Origin of the sequence: Halomonas dongshanensis, from assembly GCF_024790395.1 — a bacterium.
In the GTDB taxonomy this organism is placed as follows: Bacteria; Pseudomonadota; Gammaproteobacteria; order Pseudomonadales; family Halomonadaceae; genus Vreelandella; species Vreelandella dongshanensis.
Genome location: NZ_JAJISC010000002.1, coordinates 237,893 through 250,296, shown reverse-complemented (window position 1 = coordinate 250,296; position 12,404 = coordinate 237,893). Strand labels below are relative to the sequence as shown.

At 56.4% G+C, this 12,404-nt stretch carries 12 protein-coding genes; 4 read left to right on the top strand and 8 right to left on the bottom strand.

The window, feature by feature from the left end; all coding sequences use genetic code 11:
* The first annotated feature begins 21 nt into the window (after positions 1-21).
* The gene (locus LLY24_RS04635) at positions 22-1,164 is read left to right on the top strand and encodes an L-talarate/galactarate dehydratase (RefSeq protein WP_259035114.1); all 1,143 of its coding nucleotides are present in this window, start codon (positions 22-24) and stop codon (positions 1,162-1,164) included.
* Positions 1,165-1,239: 75 nt separating this feature from the next.
* Positions 1,240-1,962 carry a FadR/GntR family transcriptional regulator gene (locus tag LLY24_RS04630; RefSeq protein ID WP_259035113.1) on the top strand — a complete coding sequence of 241 codons (723 nt, stop codon included), beginning with the start codon at positions 1,240-1,242 and terminating at the stop codon, positions 1,960-1,962.
* A 75-nt stretch (positions 1,963-2,037) separates the two neighbouring features.
* Here LLY24_RS04630 and LLY24_RS04625 read toward each other — a convergent pair whose 3' ends face one another.
* The 7 genes from LLY24_RS04625 to LLY24_RS04595 form a co-directional block, all read right to left on the bottom strand.
* A complete protein-coding gene (locus tag LLY24_RS04625) occupies positions 2,038-3,363 on the bottom strand; it encodes an enolase C-terminal domain-like protein (RefSeq protein ID WP_345799642.1) in 1,326 nt (441 codons plus the stop codon).
* 47 nt (positions 3,364-3,410) lie between these two features.
* Complete coding sequence (gene garD / locus LLY24_RS04620) at positions 3,411-4,979, bottom strand: galactarate dehydratase (protein ID WP_259035111.1); 1,569 nt, start codon at positions 4,977-4,979, stop codon at positions 3,411-3,413.
* Positions 4,980-5,012: 33 nt separating this feature from the next.
* Positions 5,013-6,521 carry a tripartite tricarboxylate transporter permease gene (locus LLY24_RS04615; RefSeq protein WP_259035110.1) on the bottom strand — a complete coding sequence of 503 codons (1,509 nt, stop codon included), beginning with the start codon at positions 6,519-6,521 and terminating at the stop codon, positions 5,013-5,015.
* Between the two features lie 17 nt (positions 6,522-6,538).
* Positions 6,539-6,982 (bottom strand): tripartite tricarboxylate transporter, encoded by a 444-nt coding sequence (locus tag LLY24_RS04610; RefSeq protein ID WP_259035109.1) that lies wholly within the window; start codon positions 6,980-6,982, stop codon positions 6,539-6,541.
* Between the two features lie 66 nt (positions 6,983-7,048).
* Positions 7,049-8,101 (bottom strand): type 2 periplasmic-binding domain-containing protein, encoded by a 1,053-nt coding sequence (locus LLY24_RS04605; protein WP_259035108.1) that lies wholly within the window; start codon positions 8,099-8,101, stop codon positions 7,049-7,051.
* Between the two features lie 61 nt (positions 8,102-8,162).
* The gene (gene kdgD / locus LLY24_RS04600) at positions 8,163-9,074 is read right to left on the bottom strand and encodes a 5-dehydro-4-deoxyglucarate dehydratase (RefSeq protein ID WP_259035107.1); all 912 of its coding nucleotides are present in this window, start codon (positions 9,072-9,074) and stop codon (positions 8,163-8,165) included.
* A 299-nt stretch (positions 9,075-9,373) separates the two neighbouring features.
* Positions 9,374-11,086, bottom strand: a complete 1,713-nt coding sequence (locus tag LLY24_RS04595) for a thiamine pyrophosphate-dependent enzyme (protein ID WP_259035106.1) — start codon at positions 11,084-11,086, stop codon at positions 9,374-9,376.
* A gap of 190 nt (positions 11,087-11,276) precedes the next feature.
* Between LLY24_RS04595 and LLY24_RS04590 the strand changes: the two genes are divergently transcribed.
* Together LLY24_RS04590 and LLY24_RS04585 are read left to right on the top strand one after the other, a co-directional pair.
* Positions 11,277-11,426, top strand: coding sequence for a hypothetical protein (locus tag LLY24_RS04590; protein ID WP_259035105.1), 150 nt, complete (start codon positions 11,277-11,279; stop codon positions 11,424-11,426).
* A gap of 266 nt (positions 11,427-11,692) precedes the next feature.
* Positions 11,693-11,818 (top strand): hypothetical protein, encoded by a 126-nt coding sequence (locus LLY24_RS04585; RefSeq protein ID WP_259035104.1) that lies wholly within the window; start codon positions 11,693-11,695, stop codon positions 11,816-11,818.
* Positions 11,819-11,826: 8 nt separating this feature from the next.
* On the opposite strand, the gene speG is transcribed toward LLY24_RS04585, so the two are convergent.
* Positions 11,827-12,384: a spermidine N1-acetyltransferase gene (gene speG, locus LLY24_RS04580; RefSeq protein ID WP_259035103.1), complete on the bottom strand. Its 558-nt coding sequence runs from the start codon at positions 12,382-12,384 to the stop codon at positions 11,827-11,829.
* Positions 12,385-12,404: the final 20 nt, after the last annotated feature.

Sequence of the window (12,404 nt, the reverse complement as noted above, 5' to 3'; positions counted from 1 at the left end):
TAACAATAGGAAGGAATGGTCATGGATATAACGCGTTCAACCACACAGGATCGTATCGATAACGTCGAAATTGCTCTTTACCAGGTTCCCATGCCGCAGGCCGTCAGCGATGCCAAAGTGCTGACTGGAAAGCAGCAGCCATTGCAAAGCGTGGAAGTGCTCGTTGTCGAGCTGCATACCGTAGGCGGAGAGCACGGCATTGGCTTTAGCTACTCACTGCGAGCCGGTAGTCAGGCACTCTATGCCCATGCGCTCGAGCTCGCTCCAGCGCTTTTAGGCGAGTACAGCCATGCCATCCCAAGGCTTTGGGAAAAGCTCGCCTGGCTTGGAGGCTCGGTATCGCGGACCGGGGTTTCCGTTCAGGCCATTGCCGCTTTCGATATCGCGCTCTGGGATATGAAAGCCAAGAGGGCCCGGCTGTCGTTGGCGAATCTTCTAGGCGCTTATCGCCAAAAGATTCCTTGTTACAACACGTCTGGCGGCTATCTTTCGGCCAGCATCGAGGACGTCGTCGAGAATGCTCAACGCTCTCTGGCCAATGGCATGGGCGGCATCAAGCTGAAGGTGGGCCAACCGGACGCTAAAAAAGATATCGAGCGCGTTCGGCATATTCGTGAACTCGTCGGCAACCAAACACCCCTCATGGTCGACGCCAATCAGCAGTGGGACCATGCTCAGGCGCTACGTGTCGGCCAAGCACTGGAGTCGCTCGATCTGACCTGGATTGAGGAGCCGCTGAGTGCCTATGACTACGCCGGCCACGCATCATTGACCCAGCGTCTCAGCACGCCCATCGCCACGGGCGAAATGCTTAGTAGCCAAGCAGAGCATGATCAGCTGATGGATCACCGCGCCGTGACCTACCTCCAGCCCGACGCACCTCGCGTAGGTGGCATCACGCCGTTTTTGAAAATCGCCTCTCGGGCGGAGAGATTGGGGCTCAAGATGGCGCCGCACTTCGTCATGGAGATTCACGTACACCTTGCAGCAGCGTATCCTCATGAAACCTGGGTCGAGCACATCGAGTGGCTTGAGCCACTATTCAACGAGCGTCTCGTCATCGCCTCAGGACATATGCACGTCCCCCAAACTCACGGCTTGGGCTGGAGCCTATCGGAGCAGGCAGTGCAGTGGCGTACTGCCCATCAGCAGTTTCGTTCGTGAAGAGACACAATGACTTGGCACTATGAAAGTTAAGCGGCTGCTGACATTAAATTAAATAGAGGGATACCCATCGTTATGACCGAGCTTGCTATCGAGCCTATTCAACGCCGAACCGAACTGGCCCAACAGGTTTCCAGCACGCTCATAACGCTCATCGAGCGCGGTGACATTCCCGTCAATGAAAAGCTTCCCACTGAGAAAGTACTAGGCGAGCGCTTCGACGTTAGCCGAACCGTTATCCGCGAAGCCATTAGCTACATCGAATCCATGGGGTTGGTCGAAAGACGGCGCGGGAGCGGTACCCGAGTCATCCAGGCATACAGAACGCATACGCAGCCCGAGCAGAGAATTCGCTACGAGACGGTAGAAGATATTCTCCATACACTCGAGCTTCGGCTTACTCTCGAACCCGATGCAGCAGCACTTGCAGCTGAGCGATACGATGATCAAGACCGACACGCCATGGTGCAGGCCTATCGTCAATTTGCTGATTCTTGTGATAGCGGAAAGCCAAGCAGCCGCGAAGATGCTGCTTTCCACATAAGCATCGCCAGGGCTTCCAAGAATCCGGTATTTCTCGCTGTTTATCTACAGCTGGGTCAAGCCATGGTAGCCAGGGCCAATTTAATGCCTATGGAGCTTAACTCAATTGCCACTAAACGCTACCTGGAACTGTTGAAGATCGAGCATGGCGCCATATTGGACGCGGTATTAAGCAGAGACGCTCAGGAAGCCCATGACGTCATGCGACAACAGCTATTGCGCTCGCTAAGTACCTACAATACTTACAGACGCTGATCACAATTGATTGATGTCAACAGTCAAAACGAGGAAAGCGGCTAAATAGCCGCTTTCCGTCAACTAATTCGTTGGTCAGCGCACTAGCGCCGGACGCTTAGGGTCGAATTCCCAGCCCGGAATCAAATACTGCATCGCCATAGCGTCGTTACGTTGGGTTACGTCCAGCGTTTTATACAGCCGATGCGCCTCCATCATCTTTTCATCATCAAGTTCGACGCCCAGTCCTGGAGTGTTTGGTACCTTTAGTTTTCCCTCCCGGATCAAGAACGGTTCTTTAGTGATACGCTGACCGTCCTGCCAGATCCAGTGGGTATCGATCGCGGTGATTTCACCCGGACACGCTGCCGCTACGTGGGTCATCATCGCAAGCGAGATATCGAAGTGGTTGTTGCTGTGCGAGCCCCAGGTCATGCCCCATTCGTTGCAAAGCTCGCCCACCATGACCGCTCCCTGCATCGTCCAGAAATGACAATCGGCTAGTGGAATATCGACCGCATTGAGCTGGGCTGCGTACTGCAACTGCTTGAAATCGGTCGCGATCATGTTGGTTGCAGTGGGCAGCCCCGTACGCTTTTTGAATTCGGCCATGGTCTCGCGTCCCGAATAGCCCTCCTCCTGGCCGCAAGGATCTTCGGCGTAGCTCAAAAGATCCTTAATCGGCTCCAGTACGCGTACAGCTTCGTCGAGCTTCCAGGCACCGTTGGGGTCGAGGGTCAAACGTGCGTCGGGGAAGGCTTCATGTAGTGCACGGATGCAGTCGGCTTCTGCCTCACCACGCAATACGCCACCCTTGAGTTTGAAGTCCTTAAAGCCGTATCGTTCATAAGCGGCCTTAGCAAGCTCAGCTACCGCCTCCGGTGTCAGCGCCTTTTGATAGCGCACCTCATCCCAGGCATCTACTGGTGACGCTACTTTCGGATAAAGCAGGTCGGTTTTGCTCGGGTCCCCTAGAAGAAACAGATAGCCGAGCGCCTCAACCTCATCACGCTGACGACCGTACTGTCCTAGTAGGTCGGCGACAGGAAGACCTACTGCTTGGCCATATAGGTCCAAAAGCGCTGATTCAAGGCCGGTAATAACATGAACTGCAACACGTAAATCGAATGTTTGGCGACCACGCTCTTCACGACCATTTTTAGCCAGCATCGCTCGAGCGCTGTTCAACGTCTGCTTGAATGCATTGATAGAGGACCCCTCGACGAGACTGCGACACTGCTCCAGCCCCTTAAGAATGCCCTCACTTGAAGGAATTTCCCCTACCCCTTTATTACCCGCACTATCCTCGAGAATCACCACGCAGCGAATAAACCAGGGGGCATGACCGCCACTCAGGTTTAGCAAAAAACCATCGTAACCAGCAACTGGTACTACTTTCATTGATGTAATTTTTGGCAACATGCTCATTGACTCTCTTTTTTTGCTAGGTGAATAAATAGAAGGAGGGTCTAAGTCACCGGCGCCGGATTAAACAGCACCAGATCGTTATGAATACCCAGGCGATCGGCTGCTGCCTGTTTGCGACCGCTGGCGACATCCAGAATCAGGTGGAAAAGCTCCCAGCCGACTTGTTCGATGGTGGCGTCGCCGGTGGCGATACGGCCTGCGTCCAGGTCGATGATGTCGTGCCAGCGCTGCCCCAGCTGCGAGTTGGTCGAGACCTTGAGCACTGGCACCATGGAGAGCCCATAGGGCGTGCCGCGGCCGGTGGTGAATACCTGAAGGTTCATGCCTGCGGCGAGCTGTAGCGTGCCGCAGATGAAGTCGCTGGCGGGCGTGGCGGCGAAGGTGAGCCCTTTGCGGCGTAGTCGCTCGCCGGGGCCGATAACGTCGACGATGGGGGAGTTACCCGATTTGATGACCGAGCCCAGCGCTTTCTCGACGATATTGCTCAACCCACCCTTTTTATTGCCCGGCGAAGGGTTGGCGCTGCGATCGGTTTTGCCTTGCGCCAGGTAGTCGTCGTACCAGGCCATCTGGTCGATCAGCGCCTGCCCTACTTCTTTATTGATCGCGCGCGGAGTGAGCAGATGGATGGCATCGCGCACCTCGGTCACCTCGGCGAACATGACGCTGCCCCCTGCCCGTACGATCAAATCGGTAGCAAAGCCAACGGCCGGGTTGGCCGTCACGCCGGAGAAGGCGTCGCTGCCGCCGCACTGCATTCCCACGACAAGCTCGGACGCCGGGCAGGTTTCGCGCTGGCGGCGATTCAACCGTTCGAGATGGCGCTCGGCCATGGCGATGATGCCGTCGACCATCTCACCAAACCCTTCGAAGCTTTCGTCCTGAAGGCTTAGTACGTTGGCCTCGGGATCGGCCTCGCCGGTATTTTCATAGATTCTGACGGGGCGGTCCTGCAGCAGCGTCGATGGCTGAAGCTTTTCGCAGCCAAGACCGATGACCATCACTTCACCGCCAAAGTTGGGGTTCAACGCGATATTCTTGAGCGTACGGATGGGCACGATGGCCGCTGGTGCATTGATGGCAACACCGCAGCCATAGGTGTGGTTGAGCCCGACCACGTCATCGACGTTGGGAAAGCGTGGCAGTAGCTCGCGCTTAATGCGGGCAACGACATAATCGACCGTTCCGGCTACGCACTGCACGCTGGTGGTAATGCCCAACACGTTCTTAGTGCCCACACTGCCGTCGGGGTTGCGAAAGCCCTCGAAAGTGTAGCCTTCCAAGGGCTCGACCTCCGGTGCTGCGCGCGTTGCCAGCGGCAGCTCACTCAACGCGGGGGGAACGGGCAAACGCACGTTGTTTTCGTTGATATGACCGCCACGGGGAATCGCCTCGAGCGTCGTGCCAAGCACTTCGTTGTAACGAATGACGGTGTCGCCCTCGGCAAAATCCACCAAAGCGATCTTATGCCCCTGTGGGATGGGCATCCGGGTCACGACACCACCTTCCACGCTGACGCCTTCGGCCAGCCCACCGCGCTGCACGACGATGGCTACGTTGTCTTGGGGGTGAACCTTGATCACCCGTGGCTGTGTCGTTGCGTCTGTCATGTCATCTCCCAAAACAAATTACTTGCCAGCGGTCTATGGCGTTTGTGTCGTCGTTTTATTACGTGCTTTTAGTCGAATCACGATCGAAAAGAGAACCGAGGCCGCGATCAAGGCCCACAGCACCATGGCAATGGGGCTGCGTGTGAAGAAGATGGTGTAGGTGCCGAAGGACTCAAGGCTCTTGACGAAGTAGACCTCCGCTTGGCTACCGAGGATGAAGCCAATGATCAGCGGCGCGACTTCGAGCCCTATCTTCTGGATCAGATAGCCCAACACCCCGAAGATCAGAAGCGTCCAGACGTCGAACATGATGCCGTAGTTGATGGCATATGCTCCAACGACGCACATCATCACGATGAGGGGGAACAGAATATGCTTGGGCACCATGACCACTTTGGCGATGTACTTGATGGCATAGAACATCAAGAAGAACATCACGATGTTGGCAAACACCAGCGCCGTCATCATGACGTACCAGGTGGTGGTATTTTCGGGGATGAACAGCGGCCCGACCTGAATGCCCTGAAGCGTGAACGCACCGATCAGTACCGCCGTGGTGGCATCGCCAGGAATACCCAGTGACAGCAGCGGAATCAGCGCCCCGCCGGTCAGCGCATTATTGGCCGATTCAGAGGCGATGAGCCCTTGCGGCGCACCTTTACCCATCTGTGAGGTATCGCGAGAGAGGTTTTTCTCTTGGGTGTACGCCAGAACCGACGCGGCGCTGCCCCCTACACCCGGCAGCATGCCCACGAAGGTGCCGATGAAAGATGAGCGCGTCAGGTTGGTGAACCGGCCTTTGAAGGCCGCGAGCGCCCCTGCGCCATCGCTCTTGGATACCTTGACGCGCTCGTGGGTTAGATCGCTTTTCACCCCTTTTTCGGCTTCGAGTAAAATGGTGGCCACGCCGAAAATACCGATCAATACCGGCAGCAACGAGAAGCCTTCGAAAAGGTAGGGCTCCATGAAGTCGAACATCAGACGCGTATGGCCATTACCGCCGTCGGAAATACTGTAATCCCCGATCAGGCTCAGCCAGATACCGATGACGCCGCTAAAAATACCGATCAGCATGCTGCTAGACAGCGAAGCAATGACGCTGAGCGCCAGCAAGATGATAAGAAACTTCTCCACGTAGGAGAACTTGATCGAGAAGTTGGCAAGGACAGGAGCAAAAAGGAAGAGCACGAGCGCGCTGATCAGCCCGCCGACCAGCGAAGCGATCACGCAGATACGTAGCGCTTTTTCACCCTGGCCTTTGCGCGCCATGGGGTAGCCGTCGAAGGTGGTCGTTATCGACGAAGGCGTGCCGGGAATGTTGAGCAACACGGCGGGCACCATGCCGCCTGAAATACCGCCCACGTAAAGCCCCAGCAGTAAGGCCAGGCCGTGGTGCAAGCCGAGTGCGTAGGTTAAGGGTAAACAGACGGCCACGGCCATGGTCGCCGTCATACCAGGAATGGCGCCAAAGATAACGCCCACCAGCGTGCCAAATGCCGCTAGTAGAAAGAAAGTCAGGTCGAATAGCGATAGAAATTCCATGATAGCGCTCGCCTCGGTCACGGAAGAGTGATGGTGAATAGCTTAGCGAGCACGAACCACGCCAAGCTGGGAGCGACGACGGCGTTAACGACGACGATGATGAGGTTTTTTCGGCTCCACACATGTAGATACAAAAGCGACATGAGCAGTACGAAGCCCATCGATACGAACAAGAAGCCATAGCCGGTATAGGGGAACAGGTCACCCACGACCGCCATCAAGTAGAAATAGGCAACGATCAGTGCGAGGGTGCCAAAAAAGCGCATGACATCCATCGATTCGCCGAAGATAGGAAGCGTGCGCTCGCCTCTTTTCACCGCTGCCAGAAAAGGCGCCACTTTCAATACCAACACCAACGCGAACAATCCTGCCAACAGCCAGTGAATGATGGCGGGAAAGAACAGGTGGGAGGTCTCAAAATCGATCGAGACGCTGAGTAGATCCGAAAGACCTGATGCCATACCAACTCCTGGAACATGCAGTAGCGTGCCGACGACAAGACGCTGTCGCCGGCACTGCTCACTTACTTACTGAAGGTTGTCGATGATCTCTTGGTAACGCGTCATCTTGTCGTGCAGATGCGCCTCAGCTTCATCGGAGGGCATGAAGTTAGGAATGAAGAACAAACTTTGTTGCACGTTTTGAATCTCGCCTTCGGCATAGATCTCGGCGAGCGCGGTATCGATCTGCTCGACGATGGCAGGATCCATATCGCGGTTGTAGAGGAAGAAGAACTCTTTATCGAAGGTGAAATTCTCACCATCGCCCATCGGAACTTGCACGTTGGGTTCGACGTATTCGAGAAGCTGCTCACGCGAGGTCTGACCAAGCCCCTCTTCCGGAGACTGCTCCATGATGCTCTGGCGCGCCGTCAACCATACGAAGCGCATGGCTTTCTGATCGTCTTCCGGCAGGCGGGTGTACTGCTCGTTAGCCTGCAGCGTGCCGCTGATCATGTCGGCCTGACCATCGAAGAGCTGCTGGTTCTTATCGGACTGTGAGCCGGTATTGATCGCCACCAGGTTGTCTTCTTGACCGGGATGCTCGAGCGCGATGGCATTCTTCAACGCGCTGAAGCCGATTTCGGAGACGCCACCAGGCTGGATCGCGACACGAACCGTCTCACCGTTACCTACCGCCTCGATGATGTCATCGAGGGTTTCGTAGGGCGAGTTCTTGGGCACGAGATAGGCATTACCGGGGTTGACCGCCAGTGTCGGCCCCACCCGGTACTCTTCGAAGATATCGTCGTACCCCTGCACGCCATAGACATGGCCGAGATAGGATTGGTCATGGAAGATCATTAGCGTATTGCCGCGTGAATCACGGCTTAGCGTACGAAACGCCGAGCTTGCGCCCACCGCATCCACCTTGATGTTCAAGCCCAGATGCTCGGCCAAACGTTCGGCCACGATGCTAGCGTTCTGGTAGGTATCACCGCCTGTCGACGTCGAACCGATAAGAACGCGCACGTTACCGCGCAAAGGGCCATCGGCCATTGCCGCCATACTGCCAAGCCCTAGGGAAAGCGCCGCGACGCCAACGCTTAGCAAGGTCGTTGCTCTTTTCGCTATCTTCATGACTCCACCTCTATCGTAATCGGCTGTTCTATTTGTAAGCGTGTATCAGCACAAAGACGTGTTACTTGACCTTTTCGATCAGCTTGACGAGTGCTTCGCGCTCTGCTGCCGTCGGCATGGTCAGGGGCGCGCGCACGCTGCCAGCCGGGCGACCGATGATGCCAGCGCCCTCTTTCACCAAGCTCACCGCGTAGCCCGCTTTGGTGTCACGCAGATCGACGAAGGGAATGAAGAAGTCGTTGGTTAGCTGCTTGACCGTTGCGCTATCGCCTTTACGCAGCGCTTTGTAGAAGCTCACGGCCATGTCGGGGACGAAATTGAATACCGCCGACGAGTACGTGTTGACCCCGATGGAGAGGTAGGCCTCGGCAAAGATCTCAGCAGTGGGTACGCCGCCGACATACACCAGGCGATCGCCTACGCGCTTGATGATCTTGTTCAGCAGTTGGATGTCGCCTTTGCCATCTTTCAGGCCCACGAGGTTGGGGCACGCATCGGCAAGCGCCTGAGCGGACTCGGCGTTGAGAATACCATTGGCACGGTTGTAGTAGATGACGCTGATGGAGGTCGAATCACAAATCTGGCGAGCATAATCGACCAGGCCATCCTGCGGGCACTCGGTGAGGTAGGGAGGCATCAGCAGGATACCGTCGGCGCCCTCTTCTTCCGCCGCCTTGGCGAACGCCTTACCGGCGCCTACGCTCAGACCGGCGCTAGCAATTACGGGCAGCTTGCCATCGACCACTTCGACGGCAACGCGCACGATGCGACGGTATTCGTCCAGCGTCAGGTTGAAGAACTCGCCCGTACCCCCGGCAACGAACACGGCCGAAATCTCGTGGCTAATGAACCACTCCAAACGCTTACGGTAGCTCTGCTCGTCGAACTCACCCTGGCCGTCGAAATCGGTGATCGGGAAAGAGAGCAAACCATCGCCTACTGCTGCCTTTACTGCTTCTTGTGAAAATTTCACGTCATCATCCCCTTTTGCCTTGCGCTCTAGCGCGAATGCCGAACTGTCCTACAGCTCGTAGCATTGAAATTCAATAAGTCATACATCATACAAACTAGAACGTACTGGGATGCAGATAAGCATGCAAGCCAAGAGAGTGAAATTTAAACCAAAGTAGAAGACGATGGCGCCACGTTAGCAGCATTAGACGAAAGTTTAAGTACTTGCTTAGAACGGCTATTCAGCCAAGGAGCATGGAGGCGAACAACAGTCAAAGCCCAAACGCCACCTTGAGGCGCCTAGGCTTTAATAACGCTTACTCAAGGTTTGAGAAAATTGCTCTTCACCAAATGCACGACTTCATCCATGCGACCGCTTAGCACGGCCTTGGTGGAGTAAAGCGCGGTAGACGCCACTTGCCCTGCTTCCACCTTGGGAGGCATGACCAACTCCATAGGATTGACGGCGACATCCAATAGCGCCGGCCCCGATTGCGCCAGCCATTCGGCAACGGCCGTTTCGAGGGATTGCTCGTCGGTGACGCGCTTACCCCACATGCCAATCGCTTCGGCCACGCGACCGAGATCGGGGTTTTGCAGCTCGGTGTAGGCATCCAAAAGCCCGGCTACTTTCTGCTCCAACTCGACGAAGCTGAGCGAGCGGTTGTTGTAGACAACGATTTTCAGCGGAATCTTATGCTGCACCAGGGTCAGCAGATCGCCCAGCAGCATGGTCAGGCCACCGTCGCCGCACATGGCAATGACCTGGCGCTCGGGATATGCCAGTTGAATACCCAGCGCCTGAGGATACGCATTGGCCATGGTGCCATGCTGCAGGCTCGCCAGCGTACGCCGTTCGCCCAGCGGGCGGATATGGCGCAGCATCCAAACGTTCACGCTGCCGGTGTCGGCGGTGAGAATAGCGTCGGGCGAGGCCTGACGGTCGATCTCCAGGGTTAGCTCTTGGGGATGAATGAGATCTTTATCCTTGGAGCGATGCGCCGACTTTTCCAAGGAGTGCGCATAGTGCTTGCGGCACTTATCGAGCCAGCGCTCGCTGGTATTCTCTTTGACGGTCTGAACCAGCGCCTCGCAGGTATCGCGTATGGAACCGATGATGCCGGTATCGACCGGCGTTCGCCTACCGATCTGCCCGGCATCGTGATCGACCTGGATGATATGGGCGTTTTCGGGATAGAACTGGCCAAAGGCGAAGTTACAGCCCAGTAGCACCAGTGTGTCGCACTCAGCAACCGCCTTGTAGCCACCCTCGAGGCCGTAAACGCCGGTCATACCGACGTGATAAGGGTTGTCATGCTCGATGAAGTCCTTAGCACGCGAGGTCCAGGCGATGGGCGCCTTGAGCTTTTGCGCCAGCGCGATCACCTGATCCCGCGCTGTTTCGCAGCCTGCCCCGGCAAATAGCGTGATCTTTCCGCCCTTGTTGAGCTCGCGTACCGCAGGCACTAATGCCTCGGCGCTGGGGCGCAATGAATAGTCGAACCGATGCGCTTGGAAAGAGCGCTCGTCCTTCGGCGTTTGGGCAAAGACGTCGCCCGGTACGATGATGACGGCTACGCCACGCTTGGCAAGCGCCGTTTGCGCTGCCAGGGCGGTCATGCGACTCGCCTGCTCAGGGGAGGTCAGGGTTTCGCAGAACACCGAATACTGGCGAAATACCTGGCTTTGGTCGACTTCTTGAGGAAAGGCCGACCCCGTTTCCGCCATGGCGACTTGGGTCGCGATAAACACCACGGGGGCGTTGTTGCGATGGGATTCGAACAGGCCATTGACGAAGTGCAGGCTCCCGGGGCCACAGGAGCCTGCGCAGAGCGCCAACTCGCCGGTCATATAAGCCTCGCCTCCGGCGGCAAAGCCGCCCACCTCTTCGTGGCGCACGCCAATCCATTCGATATCGCTTTGACGCAGCGCGTCGGTGAAATGGTTGAGCGTATCCCCCACAACGCCATAGCAGCGCTTGGCGCCAGCATTCTGGAGAATATCGACCATGATACTGGCAACGTTGATGCTCATTGGCGACTCCTTTCGCATGCGAGAGTGATTAGCTGTGATCGCTTTAAAGCGTCGTTAAAGCACAGTTACACCATAGTTGCTGATGGACGGTCGTGCAGACATCGCTCATGCTGCAATGCAACAAAACGGCGCTATACTGGTCTGACGAGCATGCTCAAGGCAATCACACGACGCTGATACCGGAGGCCCTATGTTCCCTATCGACTGGTTTGCTACCGAATCGAACCCCATTTTTCCATCGAGTGCGTGCGAGCGCGATGACGAAGTGCTGCAGGCGTGGTGGCGCTTGGCGCGCTGGCAGGTGAGCGCTATGGGCGGTCAGCGTGCGCTGCTTGAGTGAGGCTGGGCAATCGTCGCCACCTCCTCTGCGCTCGTTCGCTCATATGGGTTTAATCACTTCTCTCCGGCTAAACGGTTGCTCTGGCTAAGCAACTTCAGCCAAGCCACGTCAGTCAAGCGGCGCCAGTCAGGCGTGTCAGCCAGACGCGCTGGAAATTTGCACGCTAACGGTTTAAACTCTGCGCCCCTTGTGCACTGCAGCATAGAACTGCGGATGCCGCTTATAACAAAAACTCACCCTCTTCCCTTTGCTCCAGGAGTTATGCCATGTCCACCCATCTTGACGATGCGAACCTCACCAGCGACGACGTCTTGTGCGCTTGGGCCCAGCGTGCGCAAGCACACATCAACGCCGAGGCAGCGCTGCTCGATTACCTGCGCACGGCGCAATAAGCGGCGCTCTACGCTGTGGTTATCGGCGCGGCCAGTGCGCTTTCGGCGGGCTGGCCGCGCAAATAAGCCTCTTGCAGGATGTACATGCGCTTGACGTCGCGATAGCGGCCGTTGATGAAGAACTCCTGCACCAGATGCCCCTCTTCGATGAATCCTGTCTCTTCGTACAGATGGATCGCCTTGACGTTCTCGACCGCAACAATCAGATACACCTTATGCAAATTGAGAATGGTGAAGGAGTAGTGCAGCGCTTGCTTGATCAACTGCCGGGCAAACCCTTTGCCCTGGTACATGGGCGTAATGATGATCTGGAATTCGGCGCTGCGGTGGATGTAATCGATCTCGATGAGCTCCACGAGCCCAATGGCGTTCCCATCCCCATCTTGAGCCACGAAGCGACGCTCGGCGTTGTCGTGGATGTGTTTGTTATAGAGCTCTTCTAGCTCGTCGAAAGATTCGTAGGGCTCCTCGAACCAGTACGACATGATGCTCTGGTTATTGTTGAGTTCGTGAACGAAGCGCAGATCGTTGCGCTCTAGGGCACGTAGGTAGAGTGTCGGGCTCATGGCGTTACCATCCTCTCAGC

Bases quoted from the DNA above. Each gene is read 5' to 3' on its own strand.
- LLY24_RS04635 (WP_259035114.1), top strand. From the start codon at position 22: ATGGATATAACGCGTTCAACCACACAGGATCGTATCGATAACGTCGAA.
- LLY24_RS04630 (WP_259035113.1), top strand. From the start codon at position 1,240: ATGACCGAGCTTGCTATCGAGCCTATTCAACGCCGAACCGAACTGGCC.
- LLY24_RS04625 (WP_345799642.1), bottom strand. From the start codon at position 3,363: ATGTTGCCAAAAATTACATCAATGAAAGTAGTACCAGTTGCTGGTTAC.
- garD (WP_259035111.1), bottom strand. From the start codon at position 4,979: ATGACAGACGCAACGACACAGCCACGGGTGATCAAGGTTCACCCCCAA.
- LLY24_RS04615 (WP_259035110.1), bottom strand. From the start codon at position 6,521: ATGGAATTTCTATCGCTATTCGACCTGACTTTCTTTCTACTAGCGGCA.
- LLY24_RS04610 (WP_259035109.1), bottom strand. From the start codon at position 6,982: ATGGCATCAGGTCTTTCGGATCTACTCAGCGTCTCGATCGATTTTGAG.
- LLY24_RS04605 (WP_259035108.1), bottom strand. From the start codon at position 8,101: ATGAAGATAGCGAAAAGAGCAACGACCTTGCTAAGCGTTGGCGTCGCG.
- LLY24_RS04595 (WP_259035106.1), bottom strand. From the start codon at position 11,086: ATGAGCATCAACGTTGCCAGTATCATGGTCGATATTCTCCAGAATGCT.
- LLY24_RS04590 (WP_259035105.1), top strand. From the start codon at position 11,277: ATGTTCCCTATCGACTGGTTTGCTACCGAATCGAACCCCATTTTTCCA.
- LLY24_RS04585 (WP_259035104.1), top strand. From the start codon at position 11,693: ATGTCCACCCATCTTGACGATGCGAACCTCACCAGCGACGACGTCTTG.
- speG (WP_259035103.1), bottom strand. From the start codon at position 12,384: ATGAGCCCGACACTCTACCTACGTGCCCTAGAGCGCAACGATCTGCGC.